Origin of the sequence: Antrihabitans stalagmiti (assembly GCF_016482825.1) — a bacterium.
Taxonomy (GTDB): domain Bacteria; phylum Actinomycetota; class Actinomycetes; order Mycobacteriales; family Mycobacteriaceae; genus Antrihabitans; species Antrihabitans stalagmiti.
This window is the reverse complement of sequence record NZ_JAEMNV010000002.1, coordinates 733,003-759,808: the sequence shown is the minus strand read 5'-3', so window position 1 is coordinate 759,808 and position 26,806 is coordinate 733,003. Positions and strand designations below refer to the sequence as shown.

Genomic DNA, 26,806 nt, shown 5'->3' with positions numbered 1-26,806 from the left:
GCACGTGCTCTCGACGGGTGCAATCGAAGACCTCGGTGTGAACCTCTATCAGTCGGTTGCCGGCGCGCGCGCCCACATCGACTTCGAGACCAACCCGAATCTGTACACCGAAGACGAAGCGAAGCTCCACCACGCCAGGTTCCTCGACTTCTTCGAACGATTCCTCGCTGCCGAGCCGTCCGACACGGTCTGGTCGCTCGATGTCACGAGCGAGCACGAACGCACGCTGTCGGTCGAAGGCTGGAACGACACCTTCCGCGACGTCCCGGACACGACGCTCACCGAACTGCTGGCCGAGCAGCGCACGCTCACCCCCGACAACGAGGCCGTCGAGTTCGAAGGCGCCGCGCTGACCTACGCAGAGTTCGACGCGAAGGTCAACCGGCTGGCCCGCCACCTCATCGCCGCCGGGGTAGGCCCGGAATCGCTCGTGGCACTCGGCATGCGGCGGTCACTCGATCTCGTGGTCGGTATGCATGCTGTGCTCGCTGCAGGCGGTGCCTACGTTCCGATCGATCCAGACCACCCCGCCGAGCGAACGTCCTACATCCTGGACAGTTCGAAGCCGGTATGTGTCCTGACAACGTCCTACGACGACGTCGACCTGCCCGCAGGTGTCGCGATCCTGCACATCGACACACTCGTGCTCGACGACGTCGATCCTGCGCCGATCACCGCGGCCGACAGACGGTCGCCGGTGACTCCCGGCAATACGGCATACGTCATCTACACATCGGGATCGACCGGTCGCCCCAAGGGTGTCGCAGTCACCCATCACGCGATCGTCAATCAGATGGCGTGGATGCTCGCCGAATACGACATCACCGCGGCAGACGTCTACTTCCAGAAGACAGCGACCACCTTCGACGTCTCGTTGTGGGGTTACTTCCTGCCGCTGCTCGTCGGCGCGAAGCTGATCGTCGCGACACCCGACGGTCATCGTGATGCTGCCTATGTCGCTGCCGAGATCGAGAAGCACGGCGCGACCCTTACCGACTTCGTCCCGTCGATGCTCACGGTCTTCGCACTCGAGGCGACGGTCGAGCAGTGCGCGACGCTGCGACACGTGTTCGTCATCGGCGAGGCATTGCCGCCGGAGACCGCGGCAGCGTTCCGCGCAATCTCACCTGCCGGACTCCAGAACCTGTACGGCCCCACCGAGGCGGCGGTCAGCGTCACCTACTGGCAGTGCACCGAGGCAGACACCGTCACCGTTCCGATCGGTATGCAGGAGTGGAACGTTCGGGCCTACGTGCTCGATTCGCGCCTTCGCCCGGCGGCGGTCGGAGCAGCGGGCGAGCTCTATCTCGCGGGCAGGCAGTTGGCGCGTGGCTACCTCGGCCGACCCGATCTGACGTCCGATCGATTCGTCGCCGATCCGCTCGGTGAGCCGGGAACCCGGATGTACCGCACCGGCGACCTCGTCAGGTGGCGTGCCGACGGCATGCTCGAGTACATCGGGCGCACCGACTTCCAGGTGAAGTTCCGCGGTCAGCGCATCGAACTCGGCGAAATCGAGACGGCGTTGCTCGCGCATCCGACGGTCAGCCAGGCGGTCGTCCTCGTCGCCGATACCGCAACCGGTCAGCAGTTGGTCAGCTATGTCGTTGCGCGCCAAGGTCAGAGCATCGATCCGACCGAACTGTCGCGCTCCGTTGCTGTGCGACTGCCGAGCTACATGGTGCCTGCATCGGTTATGGTGCTCGACGCGCTTCCGCTGAACACCAGCGGCAAGCTGGATCGTAAGGCGTTGCCGGAACCTGTCTTCGGTGGCGACGCCGACCGTTTCCGGGCACCGCGGACCCAGGCCGAGCAAATCGTCGCCGGCGTGTTCGCCGACGTTCTCGGTGTGCCGCGGATCGGTATCGACGACAGCTTCTTCGATCTCGGTGGCAACTCCCTGGTCGCCACGCAGGTGGTCTCACGTATCGGCGCAGCCTTCGGTATCTCGCTCGGCGTGCGTGCCCTCTTCGAAACGCCAACCGTCGCGGGGCTTGCCATCCGGGCGCAGGCGGCAGACAAGCTGGACGCCGACCGTCCGGCCCTGATCGCCCGCCCCCGGCCCGATCGGATTCCGCTTTCCCCTGCGCAGCAGCGGATGTGGTTCCTCAACCAGTTCGACCCGACGGTCCCCACCTACAACCTGCCGTTCGTGGTTCGCCTTCGTGGCGCGGTGAACGTCGATGCGCTGCAGACCGCGCTCGTCGACGTGATCGAGCGGCAGGAGTCGTTGCGGACCCTGTTCCCCGAGTCGAGCGATGGCGGGTACCAGCAGGTGCTGCCGATGTCGGAGATCGACCTCGGTATTGCCGTCGTATCGATCCCAGAGCAGCAGTTGCAGCAGCGTCTCGCCGAGTTCGGTGCTGTCGGGTTCGACGTGTCGCAAGAACTCCCGATCCGAATCCGTATCTACGAGTTGGCATCCGACGACTACGCGATTGCCATCGTGTTGCATCACATTGCGGCGGACGGCTTTTCGTTCGGACCGTTTGCACGTGACGTAGCCACCGCCTACACCGCGCATGCGCTCGGCGTAGCACCGACGTGGCAGCGCTTGCCGGTGCAGTACGCGGATTACACACTGTGGCAACGAGATCTGCTCGGATCCGAAGACGATCCCGATTCGATCGCGTCGCGCCAGATCGCATACTGGAAGCAGCAGTTGGCCGGGCTTCCCGATCAGCTCGATCTGCCGTCGGACCGTCCGCGCCCGAGCGTGCAGACCTTCGAAGGCGGCCGCACCGCATTTATGATCAGTGCCGACCTGCATCGTCGGCTCACCGATCTCGCTCGCGCACACGGCGTCAGCCTGTTCATGGTCATGCACAGCGCGCTTGCCGTGCTGATGTCGCGGCTGTCGGGAACGACGGACATCGCGCTCGGCACACCGATCGCAGGCCGTGGCGAGCAAGCACTGGACGACCTCATCGGCATGTTCGTCAACACACTCGTGTTGCGCACCGAGATCGACAGCGACGAGGCCTTCGCCGACCTCCTCGTCCGCGTCCGTGACATCGACCTCAACGGTTTCGCGCATTCCGCAGTGCCGTTCGAGCGTCTCGTCGAAGCCCTCAACCCGGTCCGCTCTCGCAGCCGCCACCCGCTGTTCCAGGTTGTCCTCTCCTTCCAGGAGGAGGCGCCGAACTCCCTCGAGCTGCCCGATCTCTCCGTCGTTGCCAGCGAGGTCGAAGTCGACCTCGCCAAGTTCGACATGCAGTGGAGCTTGTCCGAAATCCACAGCGCTGCAGGAGAACCCGACGGTATCGAAGGTGGCGTCAGCTTCGCGACCGACCTGTTCGACGCCGCGACCGTTGCCGTTTTCGGTCAGCGTTTCCTCCGAATTCTCGCCGTCGTTGCTGCGGACCCGACCCTGTCCGTTCGCGACATCGACATTCTCGGAGCCGACGAACGCGCGAGTCTCGTCGCTCGTACCGGGGCACCGGCCGAGCCCGCCCGACCGCTTCCCGAGTTGCTCGCCGACGCCGTTGCACTGTCGCCCGACGGTGTCGCTGTTGCCTTCGACGACCGGATTATCACCTACCGCGAACTCGACGAACGCAGCTCGCAGCTCGCTCGAGTGCTGATCGAGCGTGGCGCGGGTCCGGAATCGCTTGTCGCCGCTGGTATCACCCGTTCCATCGAGTCCGTCCTTGCTGCGTGGGCCATCACCAAGTCGGGTGCGGCCTTCGTGCCGGTCGACCCGAACTATCCGATGGACCGGATCACGCACATGCTCGTCGACTCCGGCGCGACGATCGGCCTGACCGTCAGCGAGCTACGCCCCGACCTGCCCGATGCAGTCGAGTGGTTGGTCATCGACGCACCGGACTTCGGGCGGATCGTCGAAGCGCAATCGGCAGAACCGGTGTCGGATGCAGATCGGTTGCGGCCGCTGCATGTCGAGCAACCGGCGTACATGATCTACACCTCGGGGTCGACGGGTGTGCCCAAGGGCGTCGTCGTCACCCACAGGGGTTTGGCGAACTTCAGCGCAGAGCAGCGTGAGCGTTATGCGACGACCGCGCAGTCGCGGACGCTGCATTTCGCGTCGCCGAGTTTCGATGCGTCGGTGCTCGAACTGCTGCTCGCGATCGGTGCGGGCGCAACGATGGTGATTGTGCCGCCATCGGTCTACGGCGGCGCGGAGTTGGCCACGCTGCTGCGTCGCGAACGTGTCACACACGGGTTCGTGACGCCTGCGGCGCTGGCGTCGGTCGATCCGAGTGGGCTCGACGACTTCCGTGCCGTGGTCGCAGGTGGCGAGGCTGTGCCTGCGGACCTGGTGTCGCGCTGGGCACCCGGCCGCGAATTCTTCAACGGTTACGGACCGACCGAAACCACGATCATGACCAACATCAGCGAGCCGCTGGAACGCGGTGCGCTGGTCACCATCGGTGGACCGATCCGCGGTATGTCGGCGTTTGTGCTCGATACGCGCCTCAAGCCGGTGCCGGTCGGCGTCGCGGGCGAGTTGTACCTGTCCGGTCTGCAGTTGGCTCGCGGTTATCACCGTCGGCCGGGGCTGACTGCTGAGCGTTTCGTCGCCGACCCTTTCACCGGAACGGGTGGACGGCTCTACCGCACGGGTGACGTCGTTCGCTGGACGGCGGACGGTTCGGTCGAGTACGTGGGCCGCAGTGACTTCCAGGTGAAGGTGCGCGGTTTCCGCATCGAACTCGGCGAGATCGACGCGGCGTTGTCGGCGTATCCCGACGTCGATTTCGCGACGACCGTCGCACGTGATTCGGCTGCGGGTTCGACCGTGCTGGTTTCCTATGTCACTCAGGCGTCCGGCGCCGAACTCGATGTCAACGAGCTGTCCGACTTCGTCGGTCGCACGTTGCCGAGCCACATGGTGCCGTCCTCGATCATGGTGATCGACGAAATTCCGTTGACGCCGGTCGGCAAGCTCGATCGAAAAGCGTTGCCCGCACCGGTGTTCGAGGTTCGTGAGTTCCGTGCGCCGACGACCCCGATCGAGGAGATCGTCGCCGAGATCATCGGTGACGTGCTGGGTGTGGCGCGGGTCGGCGTCGACGACGACTTCTTCGAGCTCGGTGGCAACTCTCTGATCGCGACACAGGTCGTGTCCCGACTCGGCACGGCGCTCGACGCCCGCGTGCCGGTTCGAATGCTCTTCGAAGCTCCGACCGTCGGCGCGCTTGCAGCGCGGGTCGAATCCCACGCCGGTGACGGCGGGCGTGCGGCCCTTGTGCCGCGTGATCGTCCCGAACGCATCCCGTTGTCGCTTGCGCAGCAACGGATGTGGTTCCTCAACCGCTTCGATACCGAGTCGGCGGTCAACAACATTCCGATCGCGATCCGGCTCACCGGTGAGCTGGATGTTGCCGCCCTGCAGGTCGCCGTGATCGATGTGATCGACCGGCACGAGTCGCTGCGAACGGTGTTCCCCGACTCGACGGACGGCCCGCAGCAGGTTGTCCTCGATGCGGCGCAGATCGTTCCCGACCTCACTCCGATCGCGACGACCAACGAGAATCTCGTTCAGCATCTGATCGCGCTGGCCTCGGTCGCCTTCGACGTGACGGACGAAGTGCCCTTGCACGCAAGTCTTTTCGAGATCGACGAGACCGAGTACGTGCTCGGCATGGTCGTGCACCACATCTCCGCCGACGGTTGGTCGATGGGGCCGCTTGCTCGCGATGTGATGGTCGCCTACGCGGCGCGCACCACGTGGGAGGCGCCGGCCTGGTCGGTGCTGCCGGTGCAGTACGCAGACTATGCGCTGTGGCAACGTGAGGTTCTCGGATCCGAAGACGATCCGACGTCCCTCATCTCACAGCAGGTTCAGTTCTGGTCCGACAAGCTCGCGGGTGTTCCCGATCAGCTCGACCTGCCGTCGGACCGCCCGCGCCCGGTGATCGCCACCTATCAGGGTGGGGTGTTCGAGTTCTCGATCTCGGACACGATGCAGCGCGACCTCATGGAACTCGCGCACGCGCACAACGCGTCGCTGTTCATGGTTATGCATGCCGCGCTCGGGGTGCTGCTGTCACGCCTGTCCGGAACGTCGGACATCGCCATCGGTACACCTGTCGCAGGACGTGGCGAGCAAGCGCTCGACGAATTGATCGGCATGTTCGTCAACACCCTCGTGTTGCGGACCCAGGTCGAACCGGATGCCTCGTTTGTGGATCTGCTCGCGCAGGCACGGGAAACCGACCTCGCGGCGTTCGGTCACGCCGACGTGCCGTTCGAGCGGCTCGTAGATGTGCTCAACCCGGCGCGGTCCCGCGCGCGACATCCGCTGTTCCAGGTCATGCTCACGTTCCAGAACACGGGACAGGTGTCGCTCGAACTCCCCGGTCTGAGCGTTGCCGGAGTCGAGTTCGATGCGCATCTCGCCAAGTTCGACCTGCAGCTGACCCTGTCCGAGATCGCAGGACAGAACGGTCAGCCAGCAGGTTTGGCCGCCGAATTCTCCTACGCCACAGATCTTTTCGACGAATCGACCGTCGCGTCGTTTGCCGATCGGTTCGTTCGTGTGCTCGACGAGGTACTCCTCGACGCCACGGTGGCGGCGGGCGACATCGAGCTTCTGGACGCGACCGAGCGACACCTCGTGCTGTCGGAGTGGAATTCGACAGCGCACGAGGTGGACCCGGCAGCGACGCTCGCGAGCATGTTCGACGCGGCAGTGGGAGAGCACGCAACGGCGAGCGCAGTGTCGTTCGAAGGCGCGACCCTGACCTACGCCGAGTTCGCAGGCCGAGTCAACAAGCTTGCGCGACACCTGATCTCGATCGGTGTCGGACCGGAATCCCTCGTCGCACTCGGCATGCGGCGATCACTCGATCTGGTCGTCGGCATGTACGCGGTGACGGTGGCGGGCGGCGGCTACGTGCCGTTGGATCCCGATCATCCCATCGAACGCACCACCTACATTCTCGAGACCGCACAGCCGGTCTGCGTACTGACAACGGCAAGTGACGATTTCGCCGTCGCAGGCGCGATCCGCATCGACGAACTCGACCTGTCCAACTACGCTGCCGAGCCGATTGCTGCCTCGGAGCGCACTGCGGCGCTGGCACCGACCAACACCGCGTACGTGATCTTCACGTCCGGTTCGACCGGTCGCCCCAAGGGTGTCGCCGTGTCGCACGCGGCGATCGTCAACCGCCTCGTGTGGATGCAGGCCGCCTACCAACTCACCGCCGCCGACGTCGTACTGCAGAAGACGCCGGCAACGTTCGACGTGAGCGTCTGGGAGTTCTTCTGGCCGTTGCAGATCGGCGCCAAGCTCGTCGTCGCGCGCCCCGACGGACATCGCGATCCCGCCTACCTCGTCGACGTCATCGCCGAAGAATCCGTCACAACCGCGCACTTCGTGCCGTCGATGATGGCTGTGTTCGTCGCTCACGAAGGCCACGGCGAGAGCTCGCTGCGATTGGTGTTCGCCTCGGGTGAAGCCCTGCCCGCCAGCACAGCGCAGAGCCTTCGTGAGTTGACCGGCGCCGCGTTGCACAACCTGTACGGTCCGACCGAGGCCGCGGTCGACGTCACCTATCACGAGGTCGTCGATACCGACGACATCAGTGTTCCCATCGGTGCACCCGTCTTCAACACCGCTGTCTACGTGCTCGATTCGCGCCTGCGGCCGGTTCCGGTCGGTGTCGCGGGCGAGCTGTATCTCGCCGGTGTGCAGTTGGCCCGCGGTTACGTCGCGCGTCCGGACCTGACGGCCGATCGGTTCGTCGCGAATCCGTACGCAGCGACGCCGGGCGCGCGGATGTACCGCACGGGCGACCTTGTCGCCTGGACGGATGCCGGCGAACTCGAATACATCGGTCGCACCGACTTCCAGGTCAAGTTGCGTGGTCTGCGTATCGAACTCGGCGAGATCGAAGCCGCACTGACGGCTCTCGATTCGATCGGCCAAGCCGTTGCGATGGTCCGTGGTGACGCGCGGATGGGCGACCAGTTGGTCGCCTACCTGGTCGCGACCAACGGCGGTATCGACCTCGATGCGGTCCGGAGTGCGCTCGCGCATGCTCTGCCGTCGTACATGGTGCCGTCCGCGTTCGTCGTACTCGATGCGCTACCACTCAACGCCTCGGGCAAGTTGGACCGAAAGGTGTTGCCTGCGCCGGTGTTCGAGGCAAAGGTGTTCCGAGCGCCGACGACCCCGATCGAGGAGATCGTCGCCAATACGTTCGCCGAGGTGCTCGGTTCCGAGCGGGTCGGTCTCGACGACGACTTCTTCGAACTGGGTGGCAACTCGCTCGTCGCGACCCAGGTCGTCGCACGCTTGAGCGCAGCACTCGACGCCCAGATCGGCGTCCGTGAACTGTTCGAAGCGCCGACGGTCGCAAGTTTGGCCGCCCGTGCCGAGTCCCATGCCGGACACGGTGCGCGCGCTGCGCTGGTGCCGCAGGAGCGTCCGGCGAAGATTCCGCTGTCCCTTGCGCAGCAACGGATGTGGTTCCTCAACAGGTTCGACACCGCATCTGCCGTCAACAACATCCCTGTAGCGTTGAAGTTGTCGGGCAGCTTGGATATCGATGCGCTGCAAGCTGCGGTCGGCGACGTCATCGCGCGTCACGAGACCCTGCACACCGTCTACCCGGATTCCGCCGACGGTCCGCACCAGGTCTTGGTGCCCGTGGCTCTCGCCGTGCCGGACCTCACGCCGGTTTCCACCGACATCACCGAACTGCACAGCGCTGTACTGGCTTTCGTGATGCGAGGCTTCGACGTCACCGTAGACGTGCCGGTTCGTGCGCAGCTCTTGCAGACCGCCGCAGACGAGTACGTGCTCGCCATCGTCGTACACCACATCAGTGCGGACGGATTCTCCGTCGGTCCGTTCACGCGGGATCTCATGGTGGCCTACGCCTCGCGTTCGCACGGCGAGCCTCCGGTGTGGGAACCACATCCGGTGCAGTACGCGGACTTTGCGCTCTGGCAACGCAAGGTGCTCGGATCCGAGGACAATCCGACGTCGCTGATCTCGAGTCAGCTCGGCTATTGGCGCGATGCGCTGGCAGGTATTCCGGATCAGCTGGATCTGCCCACCGATCGCCCTCGTCCGGCGACCGCATCCGACCGCGGCGCTGTGTACGAGTTCACGATCTCGCCGAGACTGCACCAGGCACTGTCGACGATTGCACGCGAACAGCATTCGACGGTGTTCATGGCTGTGCACTCGGTGTTCACGGTGCTGCTTGCCCGCCTGTCGGGCACGGACGACATCGCGATCGGTACTCCGGTCGCAGGTCGCGGTGACGCTGCTCTCGACGATCTGATCGGCATGTTCGTCAACACACTGGTGTTGCGTGCCGAATACGATCCGGCTGCATCGTTCACGGATCTGCTCGCAGCGGTTCGCGAAGTCGATCTCGCGGCGTTCGGTCACGCAGACGTGCCGTTCGAGCGTCTTGTCGAGGTACTCAACCCTGCTCGATCGCAGGCGCGGCATCCGTTGTTCCAGGTGATGCTCGCCTTCCAGAACCAGCATCGCCCGCATCTCGAACTCGACGGATTGACCGTCAGCGGACTGCCTGCGGGCGACGAACTTGCGAAGTTCGACTTGCAGCTCACCCTGCTCGACCAGTACGACGAGGACGGCAAACCAGGCGAGATCACGGCGCTGTTCGGTTATGCGACGGACCTTTTCGACGAGTCGACGGTCGCAAGTTTCGCCGACCGATTCGTTGGTCTGCTCGAAGCGATCACGTCGGCGCCCGACGTCGCCGTCGGCAGTATCGATCTCCTCGATCCGGCAGAACGCGATCTGGTGCTCGTCGAATGGAACGACACCGCGCAGGATCTGGATCCCTCCACGACCGTCGTCGAATTGTTCGCTGCGCAGGTCGCGGCAACACCGGACGCTGTCGCTGTGTCGTTCGATGGCGGCGAACTGACGTACGCGGAGTTCGCGGCGCGCGTGCATCGGGTTGCGCGCCTGCTGATCTCGCAGGGTGTCGGACCGGAGACGCTGGTCGGGCTCGGAATGCGGCGCTCCGTCGAGCTCGTCGTCGCGATGTACGCGGTGCTCGAAGCGGGTGGCGCGTACGTTCCACTCGATCCGGATCATCCGGCCGAGCGCGTCGCGCACATCCTCGACACCGCCGACCCGATCTGCGTGTTGACTACTGGCGCAGACGATTTCGTTGCACCGCTACCCGCCTATGTCATCGATCTGACCACGGTCGACCTCACGACTTTCGCGGATACGCCGATCGCCGCGGGGGAACGGCTCGCGCAACCGCGGCCCGACAACGCTGCCTACGTCCTCTTCACCTCGGGATCGACCGGTCGACCGAAGGGTGTGACGGTCTCGCGAGCAGCGGTGGCCAATCAGGTCCAGTGGATCGTGGACAGGTTCGCCATCGGCGCCGCCGACGTTGTGTTGTTCAAGACTCCGCCGACGTTCGACGTTTCGGTATGGGAACTGTACGGACCGTTGGTGACCGGCGCGACGATGGTGATCGCAACGGCCAACGGTCATCGCGATCCCGAATACCTCGCCGAGACCATCGCTGCTCATGGCGTGACCCTGACGTCGTTCGTGCCGTCGATGCTGTCGGTGTTCGCCGGAACGGTCGAGGCAGGTAGCTTGCCGTCGCTGCGTGCGCTGCTCGTCGCCGGCGAGGCATTGCCGCGTGAGACTGTCGCCGCGACACGGCAGCTCACCGACGCCGCACTGCACAACCTCTACGGGCCGACCGAGTTCACCGTGCACGCGACCGAATGTGTGCTCGAAGGCGAACTTCCGACGAACGTCCCGATCGGCTCGCCGGTCTGGAACGCTCAGGCGCTGATCCTGGATGCGCGACTGCAGTTGTCGCCGGCAGGTGTGCCGGGTGAGCTGTACCTGGCAGGCACGCAGTTGGCGCGTGGCTATGCCCAACGCGCGGATCTGACGTCGGATCGTTTCGTTGCCAACCCCTTCGGCGATCCCGGCGCGCGGATGTATCGCACCGGCGACCTGGTGCGCTGGAATGCCGACGGCGTCATCGAATACCTCGGACGCACCGACTTCCAGGTCAAGCTGCGTGGTCTGCGTATCGAACTCGGTGAGATCGAGTCGGCGTTGCTGTCGCATTCGTCGGTGACCCAGGCTGTCGCACTGCTGCACAGCGATCCGCACACCGGCGAGCAGCTCGTCGCCTACGTGGTTCCTGCGCCGGGGTCCGCGCCGGATGCCGCCGACCTCAGGAACGTTGTCGCACAGCAGCTTCCGTCCTACATGGTGCCCGCGGCGTTCGTCACGCTCGATGCGCTCCCACTGAACGCATCCGGCAAGCTGGACCGGCGCGCGCTACCCGCACCACTGTTCGTCGCGAAGGCGTTTCGCGCACCGGCGAACCCGGTCGAGGAAATCGTCGCCGAGGTGTTCGCCGAGGTGCTCGGGCTCGTTCGGGTCGGCCGCGACGACGATTTCTTCGAACTCGGTGGTAACTCGCTCATCGCGACCCAGGTCGCTTCGCGTATCGGTGCCGCGCTCGATACGCAGCTGCCCGTTCGCGTCCTTTTCGAAGCATCCACCGTCGCCGCTCTCGCTGCACGCACGGAATCGCATGCGGGAGAAGGCCGTCGAGCGCCACTGGTCGCTCGCGAGCGACCAGCGCTGATCCCGTTGTCGCTCGCGCAGCAGCGGATGTGGTTCCTCAACCGCTTCGACACCCAGTCCGGTGCCAACAACATTCCGTTCGCGGTCCGGCTGTCCGGCGAACTCGACGTCGTCGCGTTCAGCGCGGCTATCAACGACGTGATCGGACGCCACGAGTCGCTGCGCACCGTCTACCCGGAGATCGACGGTGTCGGCTACCAGGTGGTCCGACCGCATCGTGAGATCGAGTTCGATCTGGTGATCGAGGACGTGCACGCGGACGAACTGGTCGACCGCGTCGCAGCTTTGGCGAACGAAAGTTTCGACGTCACAACAGAACTGCCGTTCCGTGCGCGACTGCTGCAACTCGACGACACCGAGTATGTGGTGACTCTGGTGTTGCACCACATCAGTTCCGACGGGTTCTCGGTCGGGCCGATGATGCGCGACGTCATGGGCGCGTACGCCGCACGGACCCAGGGTGAGGCGCCCGGCTGGAAGGCGCTCGACGTTCAGTACGTCGACTACACGCTGTGGCAGCGCGAGGTTCTCGGTACCGAGGACGATCCGAAGTCGTTGATCAGCAAGCAGATCGACTACTGGTCAACAACATTGGCCGATCTGCCCGAGCTACTGGAACTGCCCGCAGATCGAGTTCGTCCGGAAGTGGCAACCAACCGTGGTCGCACGCTCGGCTTCACGATCGATGCGGAACTAGCCGACGCATTGTCGGAACTCGCACGCACACACGGCGCCTCGCTGTTCATGGTTCTGCACTCGGCGTTGGCGCTGTGGGCTGCCCGGATGTCCGGCACCACCGACATCGCGATCGGCACACCTGTCGCAGGTCGTGGCGAGCAAGCGCTCGACGACATCATCGGCATGTTCGTCAACACCCTCGTGCTGCGCACCGAAGTCGACGGCAGTGCTGGTTTCGTCGACCTGCTGGCTACGAGCCGAGACACGGATCTCGCTGCCTTCGGCCACGCGGATGTGCCGTTCGAACGTCTCGTCGAGGTGCTCGACCCGGCCCGATCACAAGCGCATCACCCGCTGTTCCAGCTGATGTTCACCTACCAGAATGCCTTCGAAGGCACCTTCGCGCTGGCGGGCATCGACGCGGAGATCGTCGAATTCGACACCGGTACAGCGAAGTTCGATCTGCAGCTGACCATCGGCGAGGCCACCACGGTCGCGGGCCGCACGGAACTGTCCGGTCACTTCACCTACGCGACGGATCTGTTCGACGACTCGACGGTCGCAGGGTTCGCCGAGCGTTTCGTCCGTCTCCTGCGCGGCGTCGTCGCCGAACCGACCCGTGCCGTCGGTGACATCGACACCCTCGATGCCATCGAGCGCGATCAGGTGCTGCACCTGTGGAACTCGTCCGGACCTGACACCGGTGCCGACACCACTCTCGTGGCTCTGTTCGACAATGCCGCAGCTGCACATCCCGATTCGGTCGCAGTGCGGTACGAGAACTCAGCGTTGACCTACCGTGAACTCGACGCCCGCGCGAATCAGCTCGCGCGCGTCCTGATCGACGCCGGTGTCGGCCCGGAATCGCTTGTCGCGGTGTCGTTGCCACGTTCACTGGATCTCGTCGTCGCGCTGCTGGCCGTGGTGAAAGCCGGTGGCGGCTACCTACCGGTCGATCCGACGTACCCGGCAGATCGCATCGAGTACATGCTCCTCGACGCGGCACCGGTCTGTGTCGTTGCCACCTCCGATCGCGAGATCGCCTTGCCCGCAGCACTTCCGGTGCTCGAGATCGACACACTCGATGTCTCCGGGTTTGCCGCAACGCCGATCACCGATGCCGAGCGCACGGCACCGCTGTTGTCGTCGCACATCGCCTACGTCATCTACACGTCCGGTTCGACCGGGCGACCGAAGGGTGTGCTCGTACCGCACCGCAACGTGGTGAAGTTGTTCGCGAACACCCAGTCGGCCTTCGGTTTCGACCACAACGACGTGTGGACGATGTTCCACTCGTACGCGTTCGACTTCTCGGTGTGGGAACTATGGGGCCCGTTGCTGTACGGCGGCACGCTCGTCGTTGTCGACTACTACACCTCGCGGTCGCCCGAGCAGTTCCACGAACTGCTGGAGCGCGAACGCGTCACCGTCCTCAACCAGACACCCTCGGCGTTCTATCAGCTCGCCGAGGTAGATCGACGGTCTACAGCCGAGTTGTCCTTGCGCTACGTGGTTTTCGGTGGCGAGGCACTCGAACTGCGACGCCTGACCGACTGGTACGGCAGGCACGCCGACAATGCTCCGCGCTTGGTGAACATGTACGGCATCACCGAGACGACGGTCCACGTCAGCCATCGCGAACTGGATGCCGCGACAGCGTCGGCGGCAACGAGCAGCATCGTCGGTCGGGCGATCGCCGGTCTCGAAGTGTTCGTTCTCGACACGCGGCTGCGTCCGGTTCCCGTCGGTGTTCCCGGCGAAATGTACGTGGCGGGCGTTCAACTCGCTCGCGGTTACCTCGGCCAGCCGGCGCTGACTGCGGGACGTTTCGTCGCCAGCCCGTTCGGGGAGGCAGGCACCGCGCTCTACCGAACCGGTGACCTTGCTCGCTGGAACCGGTCGGGTGAACTCGAATACCTAGGTCGCGCCGACGATCAGGTTAAGGTCCGCGGCTTCCGCATCGAGCTCGGCGAGATCGAAGCAGCTCTCCTTGCCCAGGATTCGGTCGCGCAGGTCGCGGTGATCGTGCGTGAGGATGCGCCGGGTGATCAGCGTCTGGTTGCCTACGCCGTCGCAGCGCCGAGCGTTGCGATCGACGTCGAGACCGTGCGCGACGACGTCGCCGATCTGCTACCCGCCTACATGGTGCCGTCGGCGATCGTCGTACTCGACTCGATTCCGCTGACCGCCAACGGAAAGCTGGATCGCAAGTCGCTGCCGGCTCCGGCAGCGGAAGGCCGGGCGTTCCGGGCCCCGACTACGCCAGTCGAAGAAGTCGTCGCCGGTGTGTTCGCCGACGTCATCGGAATCGACAGGGTCGGTCGCGACGACGACTTCTTCGATCTCGGCGGCAACTCGCTGATCGCAACTCGGGTCGTCTCCAGGATCGGTGCCGCACTGGGCACCGTCGTACCGGTACGGACGCTGTTCGAAGCGTCGACGGTCGCGGCGATGGCCGCCCGCGTCGAGTCGCACTCGGGCGAAGCACGCCGTGCCTTGACTGCCGGACCTCGTCCGGACCTGATCCCGCTGTCGTTCGCTCAGCAGCGGATGTGGTTCCTGAACAAGTACGACACGACGTCGGCGGCCTACAACGTCCCGATCGCAATACGGCTGGAAGGCGAACTCGATGTCGATGCATTGCGCATCGCCATCGCCGATGTCATCCGTCGCCACGAGTCGCTTCGCACTCGCTACCCGGAGCACGGTGGTACGCCGTACCAGGTGATTGTTGCTGCGGAGCAAGCTATTCCGGAGCTGGCGCCGATCGACGTCACCGCAGACGGATTGCTCGGCGCAGTCATGGACTTCATGTCCGACGGCTTCGATGTCAGCGAGCATGCCCCGATCCGCGCACGTATCTTCCGCACGAGCCCGGTCGAACACGTACTCGCCGTCGTCGTGCACCACATCAGCGCGGACGGCTTCTCGATGGGCCCGCTGACGCGCGACGTGATGACTGCGTATGTGGCACGCACCGAAGGCGAAGCTCCGTCCTGGGCGCCGCTCGAGGTGCAGTACGCGGACTACGCCATCTGGCAGCGCGAGGTGCTCGGCTCCGAGGACGACGCGCAGTCCCTGATCTCCAAGCAGATCGCGTACTGGGACTCGGCGCTCGCCGGCATCCCCGATCAGCTCGATCTGCCCGCCGACCGCCCACGCCCGTCGATCGCGACGAATGCAGGTAGGACGTCGACGTTCACGATCGACGCAGACCTGCTCGCCGGTCTCAACAGGGTTGCCCGCGAACAGAACTCGTCGCTGTTTATGGTTGTGCACGGCGCGCTCGCCGTGTTGCTGGCCAGGTTGAGCGGTACCGACGACATCGTCATCGGCACACCGGTCGCAGGCCGAGGCGATGCCGCGCTCGACGATCTCGTCGGCATGTTCGTCAACACTCTCGTGCTGCGGACACCGATCGACGCAACGGAGTCGTTCGCCGACTTGATCGCCAGGGTCCGGCAGGTCGACCTCGACGCCTTCGGTCATGCCGACGTGCCGTTCGAGCGGCTCGTCGACGTGCTCGACCCGGAGCGCTCCCAGGCACGCCATCCGCTGTTCCAGGTCGCGCTCGCGTTCCAGAACCTCGATCGCGCGGCGCTCGAATTGCCGGGCTTGCGGGTCGACGCACTCGATATCGAAGATCAGGTTGCACGCTTCGACCTGCAGCTCACGCTGTCCGAAATCGGCGGCGGCGCAGACGGTATGGCCGGCGCGATCACCTATGCGACCGACCTGTTCGACGAGTCGACCATCGCCCTGTTCGCGCAGCGGTGGCTTCGGGTGCTCGGTGCGGTCGCGGCCGATCCGGCCGTATCGGTCGCGCAGATCGATGTGCTCGACGAAGCCGAACGTGCCGATCTGGTCACCCGCGCCGGTGGCGCCACGGTCGAACCGCGCACGCTTGCCGATCTGCTGGCCGCTGCCGCGGCCTTGGATCCTGCTCGGACCGCAGTGGTCTTCGAAGGCGAAGAGACGACATATCGCGAGCTCGATGAGCGCTCGAATCGATTGGCGCGCTTGCTGATCGATCGAGGTGTCGGTCCCGAGGATCTTGTTGCGCTCGGCATCAAGCGGTCCACCGAGTCGGTGCTCGCGAGCTGGGCCGTTGCCAAGACCGGGGCGGCGTTCGTCCCGATCGACCCGAATTACCCTGCCGATCGCATCGAGCACATGGTTACCGATTCGGGGGCAACGGTCGGTCTGACTGTCGCGTCCGCACGCGGTGACCTCTCGGACTCGGTCGAGTGGTTGCTGCTCGACGATCCAGCCTTGCTCGAACAGGCAAGTGCCACATCGGCAGAGCCCGTCACCGCAGCAGACCGGGTTCGTACGTTGCGTACCGATCATCCGGCCTTCGTCATCTACACCTCGGGCTCGACCGGGAAGCCGAAGGGCGTCGTCGTCACGCATTCCGGCCTGGCGAACTTCAGCGCCGAGCAGGTCGAGCGTTACTCGATCACGCCCGAATCACGAGCCTTGCACTTCGCATCGCCGAGTTTCGACGCGTCGATGCTCGAGTTGCTGCTGGCAGTCGGCGCAGGCGCGACCCTGGTTGTCGCACCGCCGACCATCTACGGTGGCGACGAACTCGCGGACCTGTTGCGGCGCACGCACGTAACCCACGCGTTCATCACACCCGCCGCCCTCGCATCGGTCGATCCGACCGGTATCGACGACCTCCGTGTTGTGGTCGCCGGCGGCGAGGCCTGCCCTCCCGAACTCGTATCACGCTGGGCAGCAACGGATGCCGCAGGAAAACGCGAGTTCTTCAACGGCTACGGTCCTACCGAGACCACCATCATGACCAACATCAGCGCACCGTTGCTGGTCGGCGAGACGGTCACCATCGGCGGACCGATCCGTGGCATGCGGTCACTCGTTCTCGACTCGCGGTTGCGTCCCGTTCCGGTGGGCGTCGCAGGTGAGCTCTATCTGTCGGGCGTCCAACTCGCTCGCGGCTATCACGCGCGCCCGGGCCTGAGTGCCGAGCGGTTCGTCGCGAATCCGTACGGCGATGCGACCGACGAAGCCGGTGCCAGGATGTACCGCACCGGCGACGTCGTGCGCTGGACCTCGGACCGGACCGTCGAATACGTCGGCCGCAGCGACTTCCAGGTCAAGGTCCGTGGTTTCCGCATCGAACTCGGCGAGATCGACGCGGCCCTCGCCGCCGACGAGACAGTCGACTTCGCGACGACGGTCGGTCACAAGAGTTCGACCGGCGCAGTGTCGCTGGTGTCCTATGTCGTTGCAACGCCTGGCAATTCGATCGACGTCGCAGCGTTGTCCGCCGCGGTGGGGGAGCGGCTGCCTTCCTACATGGTCCCCGCCTCGATCATGGTGCTGGACCGAATTCCGCTGACCCCCGTCGGCAAACTCGACCGTGCCGCACTGCCCGAACCGGTGTTCGCGGCCGACGTCGCATTCCGTGCACCACGCACACCGGTCGAGCAGACGATCGCCGACATCTTCGCGGAGGTGCTCGGCCTCGATCGCGTCGGCGTCGACGATTCGTTCTTCGCGCTCGGCGGCGACAGCATCGTGTCGATCCAACTGGTCTCGCGAGCAAAGGCCCGGGGTGTCATCTTCAGCCCGCGGCACGTCTTCGAGCAGCGCACCGTCGCAGGCCTCGCGTCGGTCGCCGAGGTCGCCGATCCGTCGAGTGCCGCACCCGTCACGCTGGCCGAACTTCCGGGTGGCGGCGTCGGCACGATGCCGCTCCCACCTGTCGTCCGGTTTATGGCCGAGCGCGGTGGCAGCTTCGACCGCTTCAACCAGACGCTGGTGCTGGAACTGCCGATCGGCATCGACCGCGCCAACGTCGTGGCAACTGTCGCGGCCGTGATCGACCGTCATGACATGTTGCGGTCGAAGCTGCACCGTGACGATGCGGGCGAATGGCAGCTCGAGGTATTGCCTGCCGGTGCCGTCGACGCCGATTCTTTGGTGACCCGGACCGAATTCGATCCGTCCATCGATGCTGGTGCGTTCACCGAACTTGCAACGGACGCTTTGGATTCCGCACTCGGCGGCCTCGACCCTGCCAATGGCGTTGTCGTGCAGTTCGGCTGGCTGGATCCGGCGACCACCGACGGTGGCGCACCGCGATCGGGCCGACTGATCGTCGCCGCGCACCACCTCGCCGTCGACGGCGTCTCCTGGCGAATCCTGGTGCCGGACTTCGTGACCGCGTGGGCACAACTGTCCTCCGGCCAGACTCCCGTCCTTGCCGAACCGGGAACGTCCATGCGCCGGTGGGCACACGCGCTCGGCGAGCGTGCCGTCGACGACGCACGGGTCGCCGAATTGCCGATGTGGCGACACATCGTCGACGGACCCGATCCGCTGGTCGGTCCGCGTGCGCTCGATCCCGACGTCGACCTTGCCTCGGTCGTTCGCAAGGTTCGGGTCGAGGTGTCCGCGCATGTCACCAAGTCCTTGCTCACAACGGTTCCCGCGCTCTATCACGGTGGTGTCAACGACGCGCTACTCGCAGCATTGGCGCTGGCGGTCACGAAGTGGCGCGCCCGTCGTGGGGTGCACGAAAACTCCGCACTGATTCGTCTCGAAGGACACGGTCGCGAGGAAGAGGTCGTTCCCGGCGCAGATCTGTCGCGCACGGTCGGCTGGTTCACCGCGATCTTCCCCGTCAGATTCGATATCGCCGGCGTGGACGTCGACGACGCGTTCGCGGGTGGTCCTGCCATGGGGTCGGCCATCAAGGCGGCCAAGGAAGCGTTGCTCTCGGTGCCGGACAAGGGCATCGGCTACGGCCTGCTGCGCTACCTCAACGACGATGCGGCCGCCGAGCTACCGGTGCGCCTGCCCGGCCAGGTGAGCTTCAACTACCTCGGACAGATCTCGGCGTCCGACATTCCGGAGCAGTTGGCCGGATTCGGCTGGATCCCGGCAGCAGACCTCGGTGACCTCGTCGCGCAGCCCGATGCGGACATGCCTGCGATGGCACCGCTCGACATCAACGCGATCGTCGTCGGCGGCACGTTGTCGGCCAACTTCGGCTACCCGGAGACCTTGCTCGATCGTGCCGATGTCGACGAACTCGCACACCTGTGGGTCGAGGCGCTGGAAGCCGTTGCGCGCCATGCCGGTAGCGCCGAGGCGGGTGGCCGGACGCCGTCCGACCTCACCCTTGTCGACGTAACCCAGGGCGACATCGAGAAATGGGAGCATCGTTATCCCGCACTGACCGACGCGTGGCCGTTGTCGCCGCTGCAGGCGGGCCTGATGTTCCACGCGCTCCTCGCGGTGACCTCGGTCGACGTCTACACGTCGCAAATCGTCCTGTCGCTGAGTGGTTCGGTCGACGGTCGTCGCCTGCGCTCGGCTGCCGAAGCGATGCTCGATCGCTACGCCAACCTGCGGACCGCATTTGTCACCGACGTCGCAGGCAACGCGGTGCAGGTCGTCCTCGAAGCGGTCGAGACACCGTGGACGGACTTCGATCTCGTTCGTCTCGACGACGCCGACAGGGCCGTCGAATTCGAACGGATACTTGCCGACGATCGGGCTGCACGTTTCGATCTCACACAACCGCCACTGATCAGGTTCACCCTTGTTCGCGTCGAGACCGACAAGTGGCAGCTGATCGTCACCAACCACCACATCCTGCTCGACGGCTGGTCGATGCCGCTGCTGATGAAGGACCTGCTCGTGCTGTACGCCGTCCGCGGCGACAGTTCGATGCTGCCGCCCGTCCGGGCCTACCGCACGTTCCTCGAATGGGTGTCGGTCCAGGACAAGGCAGCATCGGAGCAGGCGTGGCGGCACGCGCTCGTCGGCGTGTCCGAACCAACCCTGTTGGCGCCCATGGATTCCAGCAGGCAGATCACCGCGCTTGCCGGTGAGTACCTGTTCGAACTCGACGAGCAGCAGACTGCCAAGCTGTCCGCACTCGCCGCTGAGCTCGGCGTCACCGCCAATACCGTCCTGCAGACGGCATGGGGAATTCTGTTGGCGCGCATCACCGGTCGCGACGACGTCGTGTTCGGTACGACGGTGTCGGGTCGACCCGCCGACCTCTCCGGCGTCGAGTCGATGGTCGGACTCTTCATCAACACGGTCCCGGTTCGAGTCCGGTTCGACGCAGCCGAGACGGCAAGCGCCGTGCTCACCAGAATTCAGGGTGAGCAGGCGGATCTGCTGGATCACCACTACGTCGGCCTCGCCGACATCCAGGCTGCCGCCGGCGTCGGTGGGTTGTTCGACACCCTCGTCGTCTTCGAGTCCTACCCCGTCGACGCGGCAGGCATCAGTGCGCAGGCTGCAGCGATCGACGGCATGTCGGTCGACGGCATCGACGCGAACGACGCGACGCACTACCCGCTTACCCTGATTGCGCAACTCGATACAAAGCTGCGTATTCGGGCAGGCTACCTGCGAGATCTGTTCGACGACAATGCCGTCCGTGCAATCGCGGATCGTCTGGTCCGCGTCATCGATTCGATCACCGCGAACCCGGCTGCCGCAGTCGGCGACATCGAGCTACTCGACGCCGCCGAGCGCAAGCAGGTTGTCGAGGAGTGGAATTCGACTGCGTACGAGGTTGATTCGTCGGCGACGTTGGTGTCGATGTTCGCCGCTGCTGTTGTCGAGCATCCGTCGGCGGTGGCGTTGTCGTTCGAGGGTGTGGACCTGTCCTATGCGGAGTTCGCTGCGCGGGTCAATAGGCTTGCCCGGTATTTGATGTCGGTGGGTGTTGGTCCGGAGTCGTTCGTTGCGTTGGGGATGCGGCGGTCGGTGGATCTGGTTGTCGGTATGTATGCGGTGACGGTTGCCGGTGGTGCGTATGTGCCGTTGGATCCGGATCATCCTGCGGAGCGGACGCAATACATTCTCGAGACTGCGCGACCGGTCTGTGTGTTGACGACCTCGGGTGACGCGGTCGACGTTGCCGGCGCGGTGCGGATCGACGAGCTTGATTTGTCCGGTTTCGATGCTGCGCCGGTTGCTGCGGAGGAGCGGTCGGCTTCGTTGTCGCCGTCGAATACGGCGTATGTGATCTTCACGTCGGGTTCGACGGGTCGGCCGAAGGGTGTTGCGGTTTCGCATGACGCGATCGTGAACCGTTTGGTGTGGATGCAGTCTGCGTACGGTTTGGGTTCCTCGGATGTGGTGTTGCAGAAGACGCCTGCGACGTTCGATGTGTCGGTGTGGGAGTTCTTCTGGCCGTTGCAGGTTGGTGCGCGGTTGGTGGTTGCTCGTCCCGACGGTCACCGCGATCCCGCCTACCTGGACGACATCGTTCGGGCGGAGGGCGTCACGACGGCGCACTTCGTGCCCTCGATGATGTCGGTGTTCGTGTCCTACCTCGTCGACAACGAGATCGAGCAGGGCAGTCCGTTGCGGCAGGTGTTCGCCTCGGGTGAGGCGTTGCCTGCGAAGACTGCTCATCGGTTGCGTGCGTTGACCGGTGCGCGGTTGCACAATCTGTACGGTCCGACCGAGGCTGCGGTGGATGTGACGTTCCACGAGGTTGTGGACGCGGACACGGTGGCGGTGCCTATTGGTGCGCCGGTGTTCAACACGGCTGTGTTGGTGTTGGATTCGCGGTTGCGTCCGGTGCCGGTGGGCGTTGCGGGTGAGTTGTATCTGGCGGGTGTGCAGTTGGCTCGTGGGTATGTGGGTCGTCCGGATCTGTCGGCGGATCGGTTTGTTGCCAATCCGTTCGGTGGTCCGGGTGAGCGGATGTATCGGACGGGTGACCTTGTCACGTGGCGTGCCGATGGTGAGTTGGAGTACATCGGTCGTACCGATTTCCAGGTGAAGTTGCGTGGTCTGCGCATCGAGCTCGGCGAAATCGAGGCCGCACTCACTGCACAGGACGCCGTGCGGGACGCAGTCGTCGTCGTCCGTTCCGATCCTCGGACCGGCGATCAACTCGTCGGCTACATCGTTGCCGAATCTGGCACCGCACCCGACGTCGATGCTGTTCGCGACGAACTCGGCAACGGTCTGCCCGCGTACATGGTGCCGTCGGCGTTCGTCGTGCTCGACGAACTGCCGCTCAATGCCAGCGGCAAGCTCGATCGAAAAGCGTTGCCTGCACCGGTATTCGAAGCGAAGGTATTCCGCGCGCCGACGACACCGGTCGAAGAGATCGTCGCCAACACGTTCGCCGAGGTGCTCGGCACCCCGCGCGTCGGACTCGACGACGACTTCTTCGCCCTCGGCGGCAACTCGCTTGTGGCAACCCGAGTGGTCGCTCGCCTGTCTGCCGCGCTCGACGCGCAGATCGGCGTTCGTGAACTGTTCGAAGCACCGACCGTCGTGGCGCTCGCCGCCCGCGCCGAGTCGCATGCAGGTGCGGGTGCACGTGCCGCCCTGGTACCGCAGGAACGACCCGAGCGCATCCCGCTATCGCTTGCGCAGCAACGGATGTGGTTCCTCAACCGCTTCGACAGCGCGTCGGCAGTCAACAACATCCCGGTCGCGGTTCGATTGTCGGGACTGCTCGATCGGCAAGCGCTACAGATCGCGGTCGCCGATGTGCTTGCCCGCCACGAGTCGTTGCGGACGCTGTATCCGGAGGTCGACGGAACGCCCTATCAGGTCACCGTTCCGACGGCACGGGTCATCCCGGATCTGTCCCCGATCGAGGCGTCGGAAGCCGAGCTGCCAAGCCGTATCGCAGAGTTGGTCCTCACCGGATTCGACGTATCGGCAGAGGTGCCGTTCCGCGCCAGGCTGTTCGAGATCAGTCCGACCGAACATGTGCTCGCCCTTGTCGTGCATCACATCTCGGCAGACGGCTTCTCCATGGGACCGCTCACCCGCGATGTCATGACTGCCTACTCCGCTCGTGTCGACGGTGGCGAGCCTGCCTGGACACCGCTGGCAGTGCAATACGCGGACTACACACTGTGGCAGCGCGACGTCCTCGGCTTCGAAGACGATCCGGAGTCGTTGATCGCGCGTCAGGTCGAGTACTGGACGCAGGCATTGCGCGGCGTCCCGGATCAACTCGATCTACCTGCCGATCGTGCCCGGCCTGCGGTGGCAACCGGTCGCGGTGAGACCTACACCTTCGACATTCCCGCCGAGACACACAGGCACCTGGCCGAACTTGCGCGGGAACGCAACGCGACGTTGTTCATGGTCACGCACGCCGCGCTCGCGGTGCTGTTGGCGCGGCTGTCGGGTACCGGTGACATCGCCATCGGAACGCCTGTCGCGGGTCGTGGCGAACGTGCACTCGACGATCTGATCGGCATGTTCGTCAACACACTGGTCTTGCGGTCGCAGATCGACTCCGCGGCACCGTTCACCGACGTGCTGACGTCCGTACGCGAAACCGATCTCGCGGCGTTCGGCCACGCGGACGTGCCGTTCGAACGACTTGTCGAGGTACTCAATCCTGCTCGATCGCAGGCGCGGCATCCGTTGTTCCAGGTGCTGCTGTCGTTCCAGAACGCGGGTCAGCGTGCGCTCGAGCTGCCGGGACTCAGTGTCAGCGGTATCGAACTGACCAGCAAGGTGTCGAACTTCGATCTGCAGGTGATTCTCACCGAGACGGTCGACGCCAACGGCGAGCCTGCCGGGATGATCACCGAAATCATCTATGCCCTGGACCTGTTCGACGAGTCGTCGGTTGCGGGCATCGCCGAGCGGTTCGTGCGGGTGCTCGACGGTGTGGTTTCGGATCCTGCTGTTCGAGTCGGCGACATCGCCGTGCTCGACCAGGTGGAGCACGGAGTCCTGTTGCGCGAGCGCAACGCGACAGCGCACGCAGTCGAGAACGTGCTTCTGCTCGACGGTTTCGACGCGCAGGTACGCGCGACACCGGATGCTCCTGCGGTTGTCTTCGAGGGCGAATCGGTGACCTACGCCGAATTCGACGCCCGTGTTTCCCAGCTCGCCCGTATCTTGATCGCGCAGGGTGTCGGCCCGGAGTCGTTGGTAGGACTGGCGATTCGGCGCTCGATCGACCTGGTCGCAGGTATGTATGCCATCGTGCGTGCAGGCGGAGCGTGGGTGCCGTTGGATCCGGATCATCCGGCGGAGCGCATCGCTCACATCCTCGATACCGCACAGCCGGTGTGTGTCCTGACGACCTCACGTGACGCGTTCGACGGCGCCGGATCGGTGCCGCTCATCGCAATCGATACCGTTGCCACCGAGGGTGTTTCGACCGAGCCCGTCACCGACGACGAGCGTGTCGGCACCGTGCGGGCGGACCATCCCGCATACGCCATCTTCACGTCGGGTTCGACCGGTCGGCCGAAGGGCGTCGCGGTCAGCCATGCCGCAATCGTGAACCAGCTCGAATGGATGCAGTCCGAGTACCAACTCGATGCAACGGACGCGTACCTGCAAAAGACCGCGACGACGTTCGACGTCTCGCTGTGGGGCTACTTCATGCCGCTGCGTGTCGGCGCGACGCTGGTTGTCGCGACGAACGACGGTCACCGCGATCCCGCCTATGTCGCAGATACGATTGCTGCGCAGCGTATTACGATCACCGACTTCGTTCCGTCGATGCTGTCCGTCTTCGCCGCACATGTGTCCGCGGAGTCGCTGACCACCCTTCGGCACGTGTTCGTCATCGGCGAGGCACTGCCGCCGGAGACGGTTGCGTCGTTTGCCCGCGTGAGCTCTGCCGGGCTGCACAACCTGTACGGCCCGACCGAGGCCGCCGTGTCGATCACCTACTGGCCCGCCGCGGGGGAGACCGGGCAATCGGTGCCCATCGGTGTTCCCGAGTGGAACTCGCAGGTCTTCGTACTCGACTCCCGACTGCATCCGGTGCCGGACGGAGTTCCCGGCGAGCTCTACCTCAGTGGTGCGCAGCTCGCCCGCGGCTACGTGTCGCGGCCGGATCTGACTGCCGACCGGTTCGTTGCCAACCCGTTCGCGGGCGTGAGTGGAACCGCTCGTATGTACCGCACCGGTGACCTCGTCACGTGGCGTGCGGACGGCGTGCTCGAATACATCGGTCGCACCGACTTCCAGGTGAAGTTCCGTGGCCAGCGCATCGAACTCGGCGAGATCGAGACGGCTCTGCTGACGTCGTCGCAGGTGAATCAGTCTGCAGCTGTTGTCATGTCGACCGCGACGGGTGATCAGCTCGTCGGCTACATCGTGCCGACACCAGGCTCCGCGCCAGAGCCTGGCCAGTTGACGGCCGAGCTGACCCAACTCCTGCCGTCGTACATGGTGCCGTCGGCGATCGTCGTCCTCGACGAGTTCCCGCTGAACACCTCCGGCAAGCTCGATCGAAAGGCGTTGCCGGAACCGGTCTTCGAAGCACGCTCGTTCCGCGCTCCGACCACGCCCGTCGAAGAAATCGTGGCAGCGGTGTTCGCCGACGTGCTCGGCATCGCACAGGTCGGTCGCGACGACGACTTCTTCGCTCTCGGCGGCAACTCGCTGATTGCGACGCAGGTTGTCGCACGACTCGGCGCCGCACTCGACACCCGTGTCGCAGTGCGCACGCTGTTCGAGGCAACGACCGTCGCAGGGCTCGCCGCGCGGGTCGAATCACACGCGGGTGTCGGTGCCAGAGCCGAACTCGCGCCGCGGGTCCGGCCCGACCGAATCCCGCTGTCGCTTGCACAGCAACGGATGTGGTTCCTCAACCGGTTCGAGCCCGAGTCCGCAGTCAACAACATCCCGGTGGCGATCCGCCTGACCGGTGCTCTGGATGTGGTCGCGCTACAGGCAGCTGTCGCCGACGTCATCGATCGGCACGAGTCGCTGCGCACCGTCTACCCCGACTACGACGGCATGCCTGCCCAGGTTGTGCTGCCGGCCGTCCAGGTAGTACCCGACCTGACTCCGATCACAGTGGCGCAGGCCGACCTGCTCGGCGCAGTCACGTCGATCATCGGCACCGGATTCGACGTTGCCGCAGAGGTGCCGGTTCGCGCGCGGGTATTCCGCGTCGAGCCAACGGGGTCCAACGGTTCGACGGTGCCCACCGCCGAGCATGTCCTTGTCGTTGTCGTGCACCACATCTCGGGCGACGCCTGGTCGATGGGACCACTGGCTCGCGACGTCATGGTTGCGTACGCCTCGCGTGTGTCCGGTGAAATGCCCACGTGGACACCGCTTCCGGTGCAGTACGCGGACTTCGCGCTGTGGCAGCGCGACGTGCTAGGTTCCGAGTCGGACCCGAGTTCCCTGATCTCGCAGCAGGCGCAGTACTGGACCGACGGTCTGGCAGGCCTGCCCGATCAACTCGAACTGCCGTCCGATCGACCGCGACCTGTCGCCGCGAGCTACGTCGGTGCGACGCATACGTTCGAGATCGGCGAAGAGTTGCACACCCGGCTACGTCGAGTTGCGCGCGAACGCGGTGTGACGCCGTTTATGGTCGTCCACGGTGCGCTCGCAGTTGTTCTCGCCCGACTGTCGGGACAGGACGACATCGCGATCGGTACACCCGTCGCGGGCCGTGGCGAGCAAGCGCTCGACGATGTGATCGGCATGTTCGTCAACACACTCGTGCTGCGGACCGCCGTCGACGGTGGTCGCACCTTCGCGGAACTGCTTGCCGCCGTTCGCGAAACG

General features: G+C 65.0%; 1 protein-coding gene (cut by both window edges). It reads left to right on the top strand.

All 26,806 nt of this window come from inside a single coding sequence — locus JGU71_RS07560, non-ribosomal peptide synthase/polyketide synthase (protein ID WP_233528823.1), on the top strand. Of the gene's 44,991 coding nucleotides, 1,145 precede the window and 17,040 follow it; the stretch shown corresponds to coding positions 1,146–27,951, spanning codon 382 (partial) through codon 9,317 (complete); the first complete codon in view begins at position 2. Both the start codon and the stop codon lie outside the window.